Below are 16,047 nucleotides of genomic sequence, written 5' to 3'. Positions count from 1 at the left end.
GAAACGATCTCGCCCCAGCCGATCAGGGCGCCTAGGCTGCGCCGACATGACCACCGCACCGGACTCCGGCATCCGACCGTTCCGCATCGACGTCCCGGAGAGCGAGCTGGCCGACCTGCGCCACCGCCTCGACCGCACCCGCTGGCCGGACGAACTGCCGGGGGTGGGCTGGGACTACGGCGTGCCGCGCGACTACCTGCGCGAGCTGGCGCACTACTGGCGGCATCGGTACGACTGGCGGGCGGCGGAGGCCCGGCTGAACGAGTGGCCGCAGTTCATGACGACGATCGACGGCGCGGACATCCACTTCGCGCACATCCGCTCCCCCGAGCCGGACGCCACCGCGCTGATCGTCACGCACGGCTGGCCCGGCTCCTTCGCCGAGTTCGAGCGGATCGTGGGCCCACTGACCGACCCCCGCGCGCACGGCGGCGACCCGGCCGACGCCTTCCACCTGGTGCTGCCGAGCATCCCCGGCTTCGGTTTCTCCGGCCCGACCCGCGAGACCGGCTGGGACCACCGCAGGACGGCGGCCGCGTTCGCGGAGCTGATGGACCGACTGGGCTACGAGCGGTACGGCGCGCAGGGCGGTGACTGGGGCGCGGCCATCTCCCGCGAGCTGGGCCGTATCCGTCCGGAGCATGTCATCGGCGTCCATCTGAACCTCATCCCGGGCGCCGGCGCGACCGCCGAGCCGACCGGCGAGGAACTCGCCGCGCTGACCCCGGCCGAACGCGCCCGCACCCTCGCCTCCTGGGAACGGATGAAGGAGTGGCGGCGCGGGCAACAGGGCTACGCCGACATCCAGTCCACCCGTCCGCAGACCCTCTCCTACGCCCTCACCGACTCCCCCGTGGGCCAACTGGCCTGGATCACGGAGAAGTTCAAGGAGTGGACCGACTCGGCGGACCGCCCCGAGGACGCCGTCGGCCGCGACCACCTGCTCACCGACGTGACGCTGTACTGGCTGACGGGTACGGCGGGTTCGTCCGCGCGCATCTACTACGAGCGCGCTCACGCGGATCACGGGGGGCAGCCGCCCGAGCCGTCCCGTACACCGACGGCGTTCGCGGCGTTCCCGGGCGAGAACTTCATCGCGCTGCGGCACATCGCGGAGCGGTACGACACCATCGTCCGCTGGACCGAGTTCGACCGGGGCGGGCATTTCGCGGCGATGGAGCAGCCTGAGCTGCTGGTCGGTGACGTCCGGGCGTTCTTCCGGGAGTTGGCGAGAAGCTGATCGTGCCCGCCGGGCGCGCCCGTCGTGGCGGGGGCGGGCGCGCCCGGTGAGCGGTACGGGTCTCACCTCTCTTCCTCGTCCTCCTCGTCCTCTTCCTCTTCGTCCTCGTACTCCCCCTCGTAGTCGCCCTCCTCGTCGGGGGCTTCCTCGTCCTCTTCCTCGTCTTCGTACTCGTCCTCGTACTCCTCCTCGTCGCCCTCGCCCTCTTCGCCTTCCTCGGCCTCTCGCTGCTCCTCCTCCACGGCCTCCTCGTGGGAGCGGACCACCTCGCCGTCGCGGATCTCGCCGCGCCAGCCCTCCACCTCGTCCGGGTCGACGAAGCTCACGTAGCGCTGGAAGTGCTTGAAGTCCAGCCGCAGACGGCGGCCCTGGGCGCGCCATATGTTGCCGGTCTTCTCGAAGAAGCCGGCCGGGAAGTACTCGACGACGAGGACGACACGGGTCAGTTCGGGGGCGAGTTCGTGGAAGGTCACACAGCCGTGGGTGGTGCCCTTGGGGCCCTCGGAGTTCCAGACGATCCGCTGGTCCGGGATCTGCTCCTGCACGTGCGCCTTGTAACCGCGCTTGGAGGGGCCGACCTTCAGCTTCCAGTCGCTGGTGACCTCGTCGCTCTGGGAGACGCTCAGCACGCCCTTGGTGAAGCCGCTGAACTTGTCATACTGCGTCCACTGGTCGTAGGTGGTGCGCAGCGGCTGTCCGATGTCCAGTACCTCGATGATGTTCGTCATCTTGGGACGGTCGGACTTCCCCTTGCTCTTGCCGAACAAGCTCTTCGCCCCCTCGACCACCTTGTCCTTGACGTCCCCGGCCTTCTGGGACACCAGTGCCTTCAGCGGTGACTCGCCCTTGAGCAGGCGGCTGCCGACGCCGGTGAGGAAGCCACCGCCGTTGTCGGCCGAGTCGAGGAGCTGCTGGGTGAGGCCGGAGAGCTTCTCCCCCGTCCTCTCCACCAGGTGTTCCGCCTGGGCGCCGAGGTAGTCGACGAGTTCGTCGCGCAGCGCGTCGAGGCCGGAGCCGGCCTGCTCCTTGGCGTCACCCTTGTCGGTGCCGGTCTTGGTGTCTGCCATGGTGGCCTACCTCCGCCGCCCGGTGGTCTTCTTGGCCGCCTGCTTCTTGGCCGGGGCCTTCTTCGCGGGAGCCTTCTTCGCGGCCGGGGCCGACTTCTTGGCGGGGGCCTTCTTCGCCGCCTGCTTCTTGGCCGGCGGGGCGGACTTCTTCGCCGGGGCCTTCTTGGCGGGAGCCTTCTTCGCGGCCTGCTTCCTGGCGGGCGCGGACTTCTTCGCGGGCGCGGACTTCTTGGCGGGCTGCTTCTTGGCGGCGGGGCGACGGCGGGGCGGCCTCTCGGGCTCCTCCTCCGGCTCCTCGGGCTCCTCGTCCTCCTCCGGCTCCTCCTCGGGTTCCTCCTCCTCTTCCTCTTCCTCCTCGAAGTCCTCTTCCTCCGCCTCGGGCTCCTCCTCGCCCTCGGACTCCTCCGACTCCTCGGCCTCGAAGTCCTCTTCCTCCTCGGGCTCCTCGGCCTCGTCCTCGTACTCCTCGCCCTCTTCCTCGCCGTTCCCGCCGTTCTCCTCGTCCTCTTCCGGCTCTTCGGACTCCTCCGAGTCCTCGGCCTCCTCCGGCTTCTCGTCCTTCTTCTGACCGATGCGCTGGGTGCGCTCGCGGAGGGACTCGGCGAGGTCGCCGAGGCGGCGGTCGGCGGTGGCCGTCAGCGCCTTGCGGCCCGCGTTCAGCAGTTCGCCGCGCACCTGCTCGTTCAGTTCCTGGACACCCGGTACCTCGCCGAGCTTGCCGAGGCCCTCGCTCAGCAGCGCCTGGGGGTTCAGGCCGGTACGGCGACCGGCGAGATAGGTGGCCAGGGCGAAGGCGACGCGTCCCTTCTTCGTTCGTCCGAGCACGTAGCCGCCCGCGACTGCGGCGGCGAGAGCGACCTTGGTCGTGTCATTCATGAACCGGTTCCCTTCGGAAAGGGTCAGGAAAGAAACGGGGTTGCGGCCGGCACCCCGACCCGGCCCGCGATCGAGGAGGAAGGGATCGCGCACCTCGCGCCCCGAGCGGGGACTCCCGGTGAGACTCCCGGCGAGCCGCGCACGCGGTCCCGGCGAGCCCGCGGAGAGCCGGCCGACGCTGCTGCGTCTTATAACCCTATATGCTGAAATTGTATGTTCCTGCGTGGAATCTGGCGCCCGCTCCGGCCCTTCCGGAGAGACCGCTTCGACCACCGGAGAGACCATGGCCGCAGCAGAAGAGCCCGCCAAGCGGCGGACCGGCAGCAGTCGGGCCACCGGCCGGCGACCGGCCGACGAGCCGCGCCACCGCCCGTCCAAGGGCCCTGCCTGGGCGATGCGGACCGCGGCCGAGCAGCTCACGGAGCTGCTCGGGCGGGCCCCGGACTCCGTCTCGGCGCTGAAACCGACGAACGACGGTTGGGAGGCCGACGTAGAGGTGCTCGAACTGGAACGAGTGCCCGACACGACCAGCGTGATGGCGACCTACCGCGTCTCCCTCGACAAGGAGGGCGACCTCGTGTCCTACGAGCGCACGCGCCGCTACACCCGAGGGCAGATCGACCGGCGCGGCTGAGGCCCGCCGGTGAAGGGAGGCGCCATGACCGTGGTGCCGCAAGGCGGAGGCAATGTCAGTCGCGGCGGTGGCGGTGGCAGCCTCTACGACGTCCTGGAACTCATCCTGGACCGCGGCCTGGTGATCGACATCTTCGTGCGCGTGTCCCTGGTGGGCATCGAGATACTGAAGATCGACGCCCGGGTCGTCGTGGCCAGCGTGGACACGTACCTGCGCTTCGCCGAGGCGTGCAACCGGCTGGACCTGGAGGCCGGGCGCAAGGCTCCGGCCCAGCTCACCGACATCGTCGGCGACACCGTGGAGAGCGGCGCCAAGGGCAAGTCCAAGGGCGCGCTGAGCGGGGCCGCCGAGGCGGTCACCGACTCGATCAAGGCGGTCACCGGTGGTGACAGTGACGACGAGGACGACGAAGAGGAAGAGGAGCGGGAACCCGTACGGAAGCGGCGGCCGGCCAAGCGCGCCTCCCGGCGGACCTCGACCCGTGAGAGGGAATGAGCGATGGGCGTCTACGTCTACTCCGTCACCGACAAGAAGCACCCGCTGCGCCTCGACGGGCTGCGCGGCGTCGGTGAGTCCCCCGGCCCGCTGCGGGCGGTGACCGCCGGGTCGCTGCGCGCGGTGGTCAGCGACGCGCCCGAGAACCTGCGTCCCAAGCGGCGGGACATCGGCGCGCACCAGGAGGTGCAGGAGCGGCTCATGGCCGACGGCACCGTACTGCCCCTGCGGTTCGGCCTGGTGGCGGCGAACGACGACGAGGTCCGGTCGGCGCTGGAGGAGCGGGCCGAGGAGTACACCGACCGGCTCCTGCGACTGGCGGGCTGTGCCGAGTACAACCTGAAGGTGGCGCAGGACGAGGACTCCCTGCTGCGCCAGATCCTCGCCGAGTCGCCTCCGGCCCGGCAGCTCAACGACGACATCCGCGCCGGAACGGCCGACCCGTCGGCGGCGATGCGGCTCGGTGAGCTGGTGGCCCAGGAGGTGCAGGCCCGCCAGGAGGCGCTGGCAGCCGGGGTGGTCGAGGCACTGCGCCCCTTCGCGCGTGAGGTGGACTCCACACAGCCGACCGGGTCGGACTTCCTCAACGCGTCCTTCCTCGTGGCCGACGACCAGGAAGAGGCGTTCCTCACCACGGAGCTGAGCGTCGCCCATCAGCTCGGCGAGGGGCTCGACTTCCGGCTGAACGGCCCCCTCCCGCCGTACAGCTTCGTCTGAGGACCGAGGGATCTCATGGGCCTGTTCACCCAGCTCCTCACCCTCCCGCTGGCACCGGTGCGCGGCGTCGGCTGGGTGGTCGAACGCGTCCTGGAGGCGGCCGAGGACGAGTACTACGACCCCGCCCCCATCCACGCCGAACTCGCCGAGCTGGAGAAGCGGTTGCTCGCCGGGGAGATCGACGAGGAGACGTTCGACCGGCGTGAGGACGAACTGCTCGACCGGCTGGAGGAGATACGGGACTTCCGCGGACAGCAGTCCTGATCGGGCACGGGTCCTGATCCGGCACCGGCTCCGCTCCGGCACCGTCCTGATCCGGCACTAGGGAACACGAGGCCACCACCGTGAGTGAACCACTGGGCAACCGGCTCGGCCCCACCCCTTCGCGGGCGGCGCAGCCCTACGGGCAGGGCTCGTCCGCCAACCTCGCCGACATCCTCGAACGCGTCCTGGACAAGGGCATCGTGATCGCGGGCGACATCCAGATCAACCTGCTCGACATCGAGCTGCTGACGATCAAACTCCGGCTGCTGGTCGCCTCCGTCGACAAGGCCAAGGAGATGGGCATCGACTGGTGGGAGCACGACCCCTCCCTCTCCTCGCGGGCCAGGGGTGACGAGCACTCGCTCGCCGAGGAGAACCGCCGCCTGCGGGCCGAACTCGCCGCGCTCAGGGAGCCGGAGGAACTGCTGGAGGTCGAGCCGGAGGAGTACACCGAGGAGGAAGAGGAGGAAGAGGAGCCCGAGGAGGAAGAGGTGGAAGACGCGGAGGTGGAAGAGGTGGAGGAAGAGGAACCGGAGCCTGAGCCCGAACCCGCCCCGCGCCCCGCCCGCCGCCGGAAGCGGAGCCGCGATGAGTGACGTCATGACGTACGTCTACGGCGTGACCCGCGCCGACGACGCCCTGGCTGAACGGCTGACCGCGCTGGAGGGCGTGGCCGGCGCCCCCGTACGTCTGGTGTCCGACGGGAACGGCCTTGCCCTGGTGGCCGGTTCGGTACCGGCGGAGGACTTCCGGGAGGAGGCGCTGCGCCGCCGGCTGGAGGACCTGGACTGGCTGAGCGCGGTGGCCCGCGCCCACCACGGGGTCGTGGAGGCGGTCGCCGCCTACACCACCGTGCTCCCCCTGCGCCTGGCCACCGTGTATCTGGACGACACCCGGGCGCGCGAGGTGCTGGACGAGGGACGCGAGTTGTTCGCCGACCGGCTGGCGCGCCTCTCGGGGCACGTCGAGTGGGGCGTGAAGGTCTATGTGGACCCCTCGGCCGCGCCGGAGCCGCCTCCCGCCCCCGCCGACACGCGGTTGAGCCCCGGACGCTCGTATCTGCGCGGGCGCCGGCAGCAGCAGCGCCATCGGGACACCGCCCACGAGGCGGCCCGGCGGGCGGCCGAGGGCATCGAGGCGGCGGGGCGCGCGTACGCCAGTGAGCGGGCCCGGCACCGGGTGCAGCAGGGGGCGCTCGCGGAGGCGGCGGGCGAGAACGTGGTCAACGACGCGTACCTGGTGCCGCTGGAGCGGGGCGAGGTGTTCCGGGCCGAGGTGGCGCGGGCGGCGGAGGGGCTCGCGGGGGTGCGGATCGAGATCACCGGGCCGTGGGCGCCGTACTCGTTCGCCATGGGACCCGAGGAGACCGGCGGCGCGGCGGGGGCAGGGCCGTGACCACGCCCGAAGGCCGGGCCGCGACCGAGCCGCTGGCGCAGCGGCAGGTCGCGCTCATCGACCTGCTGGACCGCCTGCTGAGCGGCGGAGTGGTCCTCACCGGCGACGTGGTGCTCTCCATCGCGGGCATCGACCTGGTGCGGGTCTCGCTGCGGGCGCTGATCGTGTCCATCAGCGCGGAGGTGCCGTCGCCGTTCGCGGAGCCGAGGCGGATCGAGGGGCGGGACGATGACGGCTGACGGGGAGCGCGGCCGCCCGGACCGGCGCAGGGCCGAGGTCGCGGCGGCGGCCGAGCGGGCGTTCCGGCTGCTGCCCGCCGCGCCCGGCGACCTGCCGGACCCCGACGGGCGGGCGTCCGTACCGGCGCGCCGGATCACCGCCGATCCGGACACCGTGGAGCGGGACCTGATGAAGCTGGTCCTCACCCTGGTCGAGCTGCTGCGTCAGCTCATGGAGCGCCAGGCGCTCAACCGCGTCGACGAGGGCGACCTGACCGAGGAGGAGGAAGAGCGCCTGGGGGCGACGCTGATGCTGCTGCACGACCGGATGACGGGGTTGTGCGCGCGGTACGGGCTGACGATGGACGACCTCAACCTCGACCTGGGTCCGCTGGGCACGCTGCTGCCGCCCCCGGAGTGAGGGCGGCGGCGGCGGCGTTCAGTCGTGCCATTCGGTGGGCTTGGTGCCGGGAGGCGGGCTGCCCGGTTCGAGCCGGACCACGATCCCCTTGGAGGTGGGCTGGTTGCTGATCGCCGCGACGCTGTCGAGCGGGACCAGCGGCTGCACCTCCGGGTAGTACGCGGCCGCGCACCCCCGGCTGGTCGGGTAGGGGATGACCTCGAAGCCCTTCACCCGGCGGTCGACGTCGTCGTGCCAGACGCCGACGATGTCCACGAACTGCCCCCGGACCAGGCCCAGATCGACCATGTCCTCCGGGTTGATCATGATGATGTTGCGGCGGCCGTGGATGCCGCGGTAGCGGTCGTTGTTGGTGTACGGGATGGTGTTCCACTGGTCGTGCGAGCGCGTGCTCTGCAGGATCAGATGGCCGGGGGGCGCCGCGGACATGTCCCAGTCGTTGACGGTGAACATGGCCTTGCCGGTGGCGGTGGCGTACACGCCCTCGTTGACCGGGTTCGGCAGCTTGATGCCGCCCGGCCGGGCGACCCGCCGGTTGAAGTCGTAGAAGCCCGGAATGATCTGGGCCACCCGGTCGCGGATGTTGCCGTAGTCCGCCTCGAACTCCAGCCAGGGGATGTCGACCTTGTCGCCGAGGGTGCGCTGGGCCAGCCGGCACAGGATGGCGACCTCGCTGAGCAGCAGCCGGGAGGCGGGGCGGAGCTTGCCGAACGAGGTGTGGACCTCGCTGGAGGTGTTCTCCACGGTGACGAACTGGACACCGCCCGCCTGGATGTCGATCTCGGTGCGGCCGAGGCAGGGCAGGATCAGCGCGGTCTCGCCGGTGACGGTGTGCGCCTTGCTGAGCTTGGTGGTGATCTGCGCGGTGACCTTGCAGCGCCGCATGGCCGCGTCGGTGACCTCGGTGTCGGGGGCGGCGCGTACGAAGTTGCCGGCCAGCGACAGGAACACCTTGACCTTGCCCTCGGCCATCGCCTTGACGGCCTTCACCGCGTCGTAGCCGTGGTGGCGGGGCGGCTCGAAGCGGAACTCGGACTTCAGGGCGTCCAGGAACTCGTCGGGCATCTGCTCCCACACGCCCATGGTGCGGTCGCCCTGGACGTTGCTGTGCCCGCGCACGGGGCTGGCACCGCAGCCGACCCGGCCCAGGTTGCCGCGCAGCATCAGGAAGTTGACGATCTCGCGGACGGTCGGCACGCCCTGCCGCTGCTGGGTGACGCCCATGGCCCAGCAGACGATCACGCGGCCCGCGTGCATGACGTGGTCGTGGGCCTCCTCGATCTCCTCCCGGGTGAGCTGGGTGGCCGTGAGGATGTCGTCCCAGGAGATGCTGCGGGCGTGCTGGGCGAACTCCTCGAAGCCGGAGGTGTGCGCGGCGATGAAGTCGTGGTCGAGGACCGTGCCGGGATTGGCGTCCTCGGCCTCCAGCAGCAGCTTGTTGAGGCCCTGGAAGAGGGCCAGGTCGCCGCCGCTGCGGATGTGCAGGAACTGGTCGGAGATCTGGACGCCGTCGCCGATCACGCCCCGGATCTGCTGCGGGTTCTTGAACCGCATCAGACCGGCCTCGGGCAGCGTGTTGACCGAGATGATCTTGCCGCCGTTGTCCTTGCACTCCTCGAGCGCGGACAGCTGGCGCGGGTGGTTGGTCGCCGGGTTCTGGCCGACGAGGAAGATCAGGTCGGACTGGTAGATGTCGTCCAGCGAGACGGTGCCCTTGCCGGTGCCGAGCGTCTCGTGCAGGCCGAAGCCGCTGGTCTCGTGGCACAGGTTGCTGCAGTCGGGCAGGTTGTTGGTGCCGAAGGCGCGGGCGAAGAGCTGGAGCACGAACGCCGATTCGTTGCTGGCCCGGCCCGAGGTGTAGAAGCAGGCTTCGTCCGGCGAGTCCAGGGACTTCAGCTCGTCGGCGAGCAGGTCCAGCGCGTCGGCCCAGCTGATCGGCTCGTAGTAGTCCGAGCCGGCCCGCTTGATCATGGGCTCGGTGAGGCGGCCCTGCTGGTTGAGCCAGAGGTCGGACTGCTGGTTGAGCCAGGAGACGGGGTGGGCGCGGAAGAACTCGCGGGTGATGCGGCGCCCGGTGGCCTCGTCGTTGATGTGCTTGGCACCGTTCTCGCAGTACTCGTTCATGTGCCGGTGGCCCGGTGCCGGGTCGGCCCAGGCACAGCCGGGACAGTCGATGCCGCCGACCTGGTTCATGGTCAGCAGCGTCGTCGCCGTGGTGCGCAGGGATGCCTCGTCGAGGGAGTACTCCAGGGCGTGCGTCACCGCCGGGACGCCCGCCGCCCACTTCTTGGGCGGGCTGACGACCAGCGGCTCGTCCGGCTCGTGCTTCGGCGCCTTCTTCATGGGAAATGCCTCTCGCTCTGTGCTGCGGCACGCGGCGGGCCGCTCGGTCGTCCGGGGTGGCGCGTCGGCCGGGGGTCAGCCGACGGGCCACTTGGGGACGCGGCTCCGGGGCGGGTCCGGCTCGGCGGGCGAGACCCGGCCGTTGTGGATGGAGCCCCGCCAGGCACCGCTGGCGTCGCCGAGGCCCTCGATGAACTCCTTGAAGTTCTCCAGCGACTCGACCACGAGCTTGCGGGCCCGGTTCGCCGAGTCCGGCAGCCGGCCGCTGAGCCCGTGCGGCTCGATGTGCATGTTCACCGTGATCACGGTGCGGTCCGGAGCGGCCGCGCGGAAGGACACCTCGCCCCACAGCCAGGGGTGGCGTCCCACACTGCGCCAGGCGATGTGCGAATCCGGTTCCTGCTCCACGATCTCGGCCATGAACTCCTTGGTGAGGAGTCCCGTCTTCACCCGCCACCGGGTCATCGCGGGGCCGACCTGGTCCACGCGCTGCACGGCGTTCATGATCCGGGGAAAGCTCTTGAACTGGGTCCACTGGTCGTACGCGGTGCGGACGGGTACTCGGACCTCGACCGACACTTCGATGCTGCTCATGGTCCACCTGCTTCCAGGCACGGATGAGTTCAGTCTTGCCGGACCGCGCACCCGTCGCCACAGCGGCAGGGCGCCCCCGGAGCCGCATCTGCGAGCTCTTCAGCGAGAGGTGAGGACATGACGCGTAGCGACGAAACCCTGTCCCAGGGGATGTCCGCGCTGGTCACCGGGGGTTCCCGGGGCCTCGGGCTGCTGATCGCCGGACAGCTGGCGGGTCGCGGATGCGAGGTGACGATACTCGCGAGGGATTCGGGTGAATTGGGCCGCGCGATGAGCTGGATACGCCGCCGTACCGGCCGCACGGTGCGCGCGGTGGTGTGCGACGTACGGGACGAGGAGGCGGTGACGGCGGCGGTCGACGAGGCCGCGGCGGCGCACGGCGGGCTGGACGTGGTGATCGCCAACGCGGGTGTCATCCAGGTCGCCCCGGCCGAGGCGGCGGGCAGCCGCGCCTTCCACGACGCCATGGCGACGATCTTCTACGGCACCCTGTACACCTGCCTGGCCGCCCTCCCCCATCTGCGCCGCAGCCCGCACGGCGGCCGCCTCGGCCTGATCGGCTCGGTCGGCGCTCTGGTCTCCCCGCCGCACCTCGTCCCCTATTCCTGCGCGAAGGCGGCGGTACGGGCGCTGGGCGAGGGGCTCCAGGCGGAGACGGCCGGCAGCGCGGTGAGCGTGACGACGGTCCATCCGGGCCTGATGCGCACCGGCTCGCATCTCCAGGCGGAGTTCGGCGGGCAGGCGGAGGAGGAGTACGCCTGGTTCTCCGCCCTGTCGGGCACGCCGGTGCTGTCCATGGACGCGGAGCGCGCGGCGGAGAAGATCGTCCAGGCGGTGGAACGCCGCCGCACCCGCGCGGTCCTCACCCCCGCGGCCCGCCTGGCCTCGTTGGCCCACGGCGTGGCCCCCACCGCCACCACGCGAGCCACCGGCCTGGCCGCCCGCGCCCTCCCCCGCTCCCCGGGAGACGGCAACCCCCGCCCCCTGCGCCAGGGCCACGCCCTCCGCTCCCCCCGGACCCCCTGGCGCCGAGCCCTCAGCAAAGCCGGCCGAGCCCTGAACGACCGCGCCTCACACCGCTACAACCAGCGGACACCGGGACCGCCTACCAGCGCGTGAGGGGCTTTTGCCAGGTGAGCGAGTACCGGCGCAGTACGTGCCGCCGGTACCGCACGCCGGGCAGCAGCTCCCGCGCGGCGCCGCGTACCTCCCCGTAACTCATCTCCGCCTCGGCCACCGGCATCCCCTCGGGCGTGGTGGCGCGTCGCACGGCCTTGGTGACCCGCATGACGGGCGCCGCCGCGAGGAAGGCCGCCCACTCGCCGGCGCTCTTCTCCCGCGCGAGCCCCACGATCACCAAGGTGCCGCCCGGACGCAGCAGTCGCCGCATCCGGAGCAGGGCGGCGGTGAAGTCCATGTGGTGGACGGTGGTCACCGAGCAGATGAAGTCGTACCCCTCGGCGGGGAGGCCGACGGTCAGGAAGTCGGCCTGGCGGAAGCGCAGGCCCGGCCGTTCACCCGAGAGCCGGCGGGCACGGGTGATCATCTCCGGCGACAGGTCGACACCGGTGACACGCGGCACGCGGGCCGCGAGCTTGCGCGCCAGCAGCCCGTCCCCGCAGCCGACGTCCAGCGCGTCCCGGCAGCCCGGCGGGACCTGGTGCAGGATGCCGGGGTGGCGGGCGACGTTGGTGTTCCAGTACGGGTCCGGGGTCCGCATGGCGGCATCCTAGGGGCGCCCGCGCCGGTGCGGACTCGGACTACGCCCCGCGCAGCGTGCGCTCCAGGGCTGCCAGCCCCTCGGTGTAGATGCCGTGGAACAGGGCCACCGCCTCCTCGTCCGTGGCGTCGGCCGGGGTGAAGGTGCCGGACCACTCGACGCGGGCGGTGCCCGCCTCGGGGAGGGGGTGGACGGTGAGGGTGGAGAGGTAGTCGGTGACGGGGAAGGGGGCCTGGAGGATGGTGTACGTGTAGGTGCGGGCGGCCTCGTCGAAGGCGGTCAGGCGTTCCACGATGGTGTCGCCGTCGGCGTTGGTGAGGGTGCGGACGCGGCCGCCCTCGCCGAGGGTGCTGCCCGGGATGTAGGGGAGCCAGTCGGGCAGGGAGCCGAAGCCGCCGATGAGGCGCCAGACGTGCTCGGGGGTGTGGGGGACGTCGATGTGGTGGCTCGTGCGTGCCATGGGTCTCTCCGAGTACGGGTAGGGGTCAGGCCGTGGGGACGGGCGCGGCGCCGGAGATCAGGTTCTCCGCGCGCAGGTCGGCCCAGAAAGCGGCCGGAACGGTCTCGTGCAGCGCGGCCACGTCCTCGGCGATACGGCTGGGCCGGGTCGCGCCGGGGACGACGGCGGCGGTGGCGGGGTGGGCCAGGGCGAACTGGAGGGCCGCCGCCTTGACGGAGACGCCGTGCCGCTCGGCCAGCGCCTTGATCCGGTCGACCTTGTCGAGGATGGCCCGCGGGGCCTCCTGGTACTCGAAGTGCCGCCCGCCCGCCAGCACGCCGGAGCTGTAGGGACCGCCCACGACCATGTCGACCCCCTGCTCGGCGGCCGCCGGAAGCAGCCGCTGGAGCGCGCGGTCGTGGTCGAGCAGGGTGTAGCGGCCGGCCAGCAGGAACGCGTCCGGGCGCGGCTCGTCGAGATCGAGGGTCAGCTCGATCGGCTCGACCTTGTTGACCCCGAGCCCCCACGCCTTGATGACGCCCTCCTCGCGCAGCCTCTGCAGCACCCGGAACGCGCCCGTGCGGGCGCTCTCGTACCGCGCCAGCCACTGGTCGCCGTGGAAGTCCTGCGCGATGTCGTGGACCCAGACGATGTCCAGCCGGTCGGTGCCCAGCCGCTTCAGGCTGTCCTCGACGGACCGGAGGGTGGCGTCGGCCGTGTAGTCGTCGGTCATCCGGTTGGGGCGCCCGTGCTCGAAGAGCCCGCCCTTCTCGCCCAGCTCACGGGCGGCCGGGTCCTCGGCGTCGTCGTGGATGACGCGGCCGACCTTGGTGCTGAGCACGTACGCGTCGCGCGGGCGCCCGGCGAGCGCCTCGCCGAGACGGATCTCCGAGAGCCCGGCGCCGTAGAAGGGCGCGGTGTCGAAGTAGCGGATGCCCTGGTCCCAGGCGGCGGCGACGGTCGCGGCGGCCTCTTCCTCGGGGATGGCCCGGAACATGTTGCCGAGCGGGGCGGTGCCGAAGCCCAGGGGGCCGGGGAGGAGGGACTTGATACCCATATGCGCGTGATCCTTGCCTTTGCGGGGTTTCGCGGACTTTGCACTGGTCCGCGTCGCTTGCCCTGTCGAGGCTAGGATCATTGCTTGAGACTGTCCAAGACTTGCTTGGACACACTTGAGTCCCTGGAGGTCTCAATGCTGGATCTGCGCCAGCTCCGGTACTTCGTGGTCGTCGCCGAGGAGGAGCACGTGGGCCGCGCGGCCGAGCGCCTGCACATCTCGCAGTCACCGCTCAGCCGCCAGATCGCCCAGTTGGAGAAGAACCTCGGCCTGACCCTGTTCGAGCGCGGCCAGCAGCGTATCCGGCTCACCGCCGACGGGCGGGTCTTCCTCTCCGAGGCGAAGGCGCTGCTCCGGCACGCCGACCGCCTGGAGAACCTGGGCCGCCGGCTCGGCCGGGGCGAGGAGGGCGGGCTCTGCGTCGGCTACACCGTCGACGCCATGCACACCGGCGTGCTCCCCCGCGCGCTGCGCGAACTGCACGGCGAACGCCCCGGTATCCACGTCGCCCTCTACAACGTCCCGGCCGCCGAGCAGTTCGAGGGGCTGCGAAGGCGGAGCCTCGACATCGCCCTGGTCCCGGAACCGCCCGCCGAGGACGACCCGGACCTGGGGGCCGCGCTGCTGCTGGACGACCCACTGCTGCTGGCCGTGCCCACCGGACACCCGCTCGCGGAGTCGGCCGAGGTCGCCCCGGCCGACCTGGAGCAGCAGCCGTGGATCGCGGTGGAGAACAGCCGGCGCCCCGCCTGGCGCGACGAGTTCATCGCCGCCTGCGCCGCCGCCGGGTTCACCCCCGACATCCGGCTGGAGGCCTCCGAGCCACTGACCGCGCTCGGCCTCGTCGCCTCCGGCCTGGGGGTGGCACTGATCCAGCGGAGCATGCTGCGCGGCCCGGTCGCGGGGGTGACGGTACGCGAACTGCCCTGGCTGGACATGTCCGTCCGGCTGTGGGCGGCCTGGCACCGGATCGATCTCCGGCCCGTGGTCACGTCGTTCCGTACGACCGTGCTCGACGCCCGCGGCCAGGACGAGGTCAGTACCTGAGCAGCGCCGCCACTCCACCGGCCTCGGCGAGGGTGCCGTCGGGGACGAACAGGACCTGGGAGTCGGCGCCGATGGCCCGGTCGACCAGCTGCTCGATGATGTCGGTGGCCACGCCCAGGGTGTGCGGCGGCGGCTCGACGTCCGGCCTGGGTTCGGGCAGCGTGACCGGCTCGGGCACCTCGACCAGCTCCAGCGCCCGGCCGTCCTCGGTGATCCGGCCCGCGAGGTCGAGCCCCTCCTCCACGATCAGCCGGGCCACCCGCTTGTCCGCCACGGCCGTCCAGACCTCCTGCGGGCCGCCCGCGTACTTGCCGAGCCCGCGCGCCTCGCCCAGTGCGTCGACGGCCTGCGCGACCTGCCTCTCACGGAACTCGGCGAGGACCGGCTGGAGCCGCTTCATCAGGTCCGCGGCCCGGTCCTTGTCCATCCCGGTCAGTGGCAGCGTGCCCGCGATCTGGTCGCCGTGCGTGGTGACGTCCCGGAACGCCGAGAGGGTCTTGTCGCCGCCGATGACGAACAGGGGCAGCTCGCCGTCGTGCTCCTCGATCGCGTCGCCGAGCCGCTTGTCGACCCTGCGGAGGTACTGCTCGACCCGCTCCCGGTGCCCCTCGTACGGCGCGGAGTGCGGGATCGGGCCGGGGAGCGCGTCCTCCGGCGACGGGATCTCCGGGGGGCACGGGAAGCCGTGGTGCTCGACCTCGTCCAGGCGCTTCACCGAGCCGTGGTAGAGGCGGCACATCTCCTGGTCGAGCACGAGCACCAGGAACGGCTGGGACCGCTGCTCGGCGGCCTCCAGATACCGCGTCAGGAACTGGTCGGCGAACTCCACGCGCGGGCGCACCGGCGCGAGGGACGTCATCTGCCAGACCTGGACCGGCTCGTCGGCGGCCACGTAGACCACCATGGCGTCGTCCGGGTGGAAGGGGTCGGCCACCTGCTCGATCACCGTGGTGTCCAGCATGTGGTCCCGCAGCTCCAGCCGGGTCTCCCGTGAGACGTCCGGGTCCTCCGCGAGGCGGCGCTTGGCCTCGGTGACGAGGTCGCGCAGCAGGATGCGGTCCTTCTCGCTGAAGGGGAAGTCCGGGTCGGTCGGCATCACCAGGGTGATGGCGGGGTACGGCCTCGGCTCGCTCAGAGCGGCACGGATCTCAGGAGTCAGCTCAGAGGTATGCACCAAGTCAGCGTCGCACCGCGCCCCCGCGCCCGCACCTCGAAACGGGGCCCGGCCCGGTCGCCCGAATGGCGGAGCGGGAATACCATGAACCGTAACGAAACGGGCGCCGCCGTACGCCGGTGACCGGATCTCCCCGGACACGCGGACCTGACGCGAGCAAGGAGCCGAGTCATGCGCAAGAACTCTCCCGTGAAGGGGCATCACGGCCTGGGCGCGCGGGGACAGGGCAAGTTGCTCTACTACCACACCCAGATCCCCGAGGCATCCGCCCGCCAGGCGAAGGACCAGCAGCACTACCAGCGCCAGCAGCAGGAGCGCAAGCAGTCCGACGGCCGCTGGACCTGAC

General features: G+C 71.4%; 20 protein-coding genes. 12 read left to right on the top strand and 8 right to left on the bottom strand.

Features of this window, described 5'->3' with window-relative positions:
* Window positions 1-46 precede the first annotated feature (46 nt).
* Window positions 47-1,240, top strand: coding sequence for an epoxide hydrolase family protein (locus EV284_RS01455; RefSeq protein WP_130329457.1), 1,194 nt, complete (start codon window positions 47-49; stop codon window positions 1,238-1,240).
* 62 nt (window positions 1,241-1,302) lie between these two features.
* Here EV284_RS01455 and EV284_RS01450 read toward each other — a convergent pair whose 3' ends face one another.
* Both EV284_RS01450 and EV284_RS32565 read right to left on the bottom strand, forming a co-directional pair.
* Window positions 1,303-2,307 (bottom strand): SRPBCC family protein, encoded by a 1,005-nt coding sequence (locus EV284_RS01450; protein WP_130329455.1) that lies wholly within the window; start codon window positions 2,305-2,307, stop codon window positions 1,303-1,305.
* Between the two features lie 6 nt (window positions 2,308-2,313).
* Entirely contained in the window at window positions 2,314-3,183 is an 870-nt protein-coding gene (locus EV284_RS32565) for a histone protein (protein ID WP_165425426.1), read from the bottom strand.
* Window positions 3,184-3,466: 283 nt separating this feature from the next.
* On the opposite strand from EV284_RS32565, the gene EV284_RS01435 reads away from it, so the two are divergent.
* The 8 genes from EV284_RS01435 to EV284_RS01400 all read left to right on the top strand — a co-directional run bounded on the left by EV284_RS01435 (window position 3,467) and on the right by EV284_RS01400 (window position 7,327).
* Window positions 3,467-3,817, top strand: coding sequence for a gas vesicle protein (locus EV284_RS01435; RefSeq protein ID WP_130329453.1), 351 nt, complete (start codon window positions 3,467-3,469; stop codon window positions 3,815-3,817).
* A gap of 24 nt (window positions 3,818-3,841) precedes the next feature.
* Entirely contained in the window at window positions 3,842-4,312 is a 471-nt protein-coding gene (gene gvpJ / locus EV284_RS01430; protein WP_130329451.1) for a gas vesicle protein GvpJ, read from the top strand.
* Between the two features lie 3 nt (window positions 4,313-4,315).
* Window positions 4,316-5,029: a GvpL/GvpF family gas vesicle protein gene (locus EV284_RS01425; protein ID WP_130329449.1), complete on the top strand. Its 714-nt coding sequence runs from the start codon at window positions 4,316-4,318 to the stop codon at window positions 5,027-5,029.
* A gap of 15 nt (window positions 5,030-5,044) precedes the next feature.
* Window positions 5,045-5,293, top strand: coding sequence for a gas vesicle protein GvpG (locus EV284_RS01420; RefSeq protein WP_130329447.1), 249 nt, complete (start codon window positions 5,045-5,047; stop codon window positions 5,291-5,293).
* 80 nt (window positions 5,294-5,373) lie between these two features.
* The gene (locus tag EV284_RS33035) at window positions 5,374-5,889 is read left to right on the top strand and encodes a gas vesicle protein (RefSeq protein ID WP_242625493.1); all 516 of its coding nucleotides are present in this window, start codon (window positions 5,374-5,376) and stop codon (window positions 5,887-5,889) included.
* Window positions 5,882-6,688, top strand: a complete 807-nt coding sequence (locus EV284_RS01410; protein WP_130329445.1) for a GvpL/GvpF family gas vesicle protein — start codon at window positions 5,882-5,884, stop codon at window positions 6,686-6,688. Before EV284_RS33035 ends, EV284_RS01410 begins: the two co-directional genes overlap by 8 nt.
* Entirely contained in the window at window positions 6,685-6,927 is a 243-nt protein-coding gene (locus EV284_RS01405) for a gas vesicle protein (RefSeq protein ID WP_130329443.1), read from the top strand. The genes EV284_RS01410 and EV284_RS01405 overlap by 4 nt, the downstream gene beginning before the upstream one ends.
* Complete coding sequence (locus EV284_RS01400) at window positions 6,917-7,327, top strand: gas vesicle protein K (protein ID WP_130329441.1); 411 nt, start codon at window positions 6,917-6,919, stop codon at window positions 7,325-7,327. Before EV284_RS01405 ends, EV284_RS01400 begins: the two co-directional genes overlap by 11 nt.
* 18 nt (window positions 7,328-7,345) lie before the next feature.
* On the opposite strand, the gene EV284_RS01395 is transcribed toward EV284_RS01400, so the two are convergent.
* Both EV284_RS01395 and EV284_RS01390 read right to left on the bottom strand, forming a co-directional pair.
* Window positions 7,346-9,670: an FdhF/YdeP family oxidoreductase gene (locus EV284_RS01395; protein ID WP_130329439.1), complete on the bottom strand. Its 2,325-nt coding sequence runs from the start codon at window positions 9,668-9,670 to the stop codon at window positions 7,346-7,348.
* A 75-nt stretch (window positions 9,671-9,745) separates the two neighbouring features.
* Entirely contained in the window at window positions 9,746-10,264 is a 519-nt protein-coding gene (locus tag EV284_RS01390) for an SRPBCC family protein (protein ID WP_130329437.1), read from the bottom strand.
* Between the two features lie 117 nt (window positions 10,265-10,381).
* Between EV284_RS01390 and EV284_RS01385 the strand changes: the two genes are divergently transcribed.
* Window positions 10,382-11,383, top strand: coding sequence for an SDR family NAD(P)-dependent oxidoreductase (locus tag EV284_RS01385; RefSeq protein ID WP_130329435.1), 1,002 nt, complete (start codon window positions 10,382-10,384; stop codon window positions 11,381-11,383).
* On the opposite strand, the gene EV284_RS01380 is transcribed toward EV284_RS01385, so the two are convergent.
* The 3 genes from EV284_RS01380 to EV284_RS01370 are packed head-to-tail and all read right to left on the bottom strand — an operon-like array spanning window position 11,370 to window position 13,480.
* Window positions 11,370-11,984: a methyltransferase domain-containing protein gene (locus EV284_RS01380; protein WP_130329433.1), complete on the bottom strand. Its 615-nt coding sequence runs from the start codon at window positions 11,982-11,984 to the stop codon at window positions 11,370-11,372. The two genes, EV284_RS01385 and EV284_RS01380, sit on opposite strands and share 14 nt — an antisense overlap.
* A 40-nt stretch (window positions 11,985-12,024) precedes the next feature.
* Window positions 12,025-12,444, bottom strand: coding sequence for an SRPBCC family protein (locus tag EV284_RS01375; RefSeq protein ID WP_130329431.1), 420 nt, complete (start codon window positions 12,442-12,444; stop codon window positions 12,025-12,027).
* 25 nt (window positions 12,445-12,469) lie between these two features.
* Window positions 12,470-13,480: an aldo/keto reductase gene (locus EV284_RS01370; RefSeq protein ID WP_130329429.1), complete on the bottom strand. Its 1,011-nt coding sequence runs from the start codon at window positions 13,478-13,480 to the stop codon at window positions 12,470-12,472.
* Between the two features lie 135 nt (window positions 13,481-13,615).
* On the opposite strand from EV284_RS01370, the gene EV284_RS01365 reads away from it, so the two are divergent.
* The gene (locus tag EV284_RS01365) at window positions 13,616-14,527 is read left to right on the top strand and encodes a LysR substrate-binding domain-containing protein (protein ID WP_130329427.1); all 912 of its coding nucleotides are present in this window, start codon (window positions 13,616-13,618) and stop codon (window positions 14,525-14,527) included.
* Here EV284_RS01365 and EV284_RS01360 read toward each other — a convergent pair.
* Window positions 14,517-15,701 (bottom strand): hypothetical protein, encoded by a 1,185-nt coding sequence (locus tag EV284_RS01360; protein ID WP_130329425.1) that lies wholly within the window; start codon window positions 15,699-15,701, stop codon window positions 14,517-14,519. The two genes, EV284_RS01365 and EV284_RS01360, sit on opposite strands and share 11 nt — an antisense overlap.
* A 171-nt stretch (window positions 15,702-15,872) precedes the next feature.
* Here EV284_RS01360 and EV284_RS32560 point away from each other — a divergent pair, with 171 nt between their 5' ends.
* Window positions 15,873-16,046 carry a hypothetical protein gene (locus EV284_RS32560; protein ID WP_165425425.1) on the top strand — a complete coding sequence of 58 codons (174 nt, stop codon included), beginning with the start codon at window positions 15,873-15,875 and terminating at the stop codon, window positions 16,044-16,046.
* Window position 16,047 lies beyond the last annotated feature (1 nt).

Origin of the sequence: Streptomyces sp. BK022 (assembly GCF_004217355.1) — a bacterium.
In the GTDB taxonomy this organism is placed as follows: Bacteria; Actinomycetota; Actinomycetes; order Streptomycetales; family Streptomycetaceae; genus Streptomyces; species Streptomyces griseoluteus.
The sequence above is the reverse complement of the archived record's forward strand: the minus strand, read 5'-3'. Positions and strand labels throughout refer to the sequence as shown.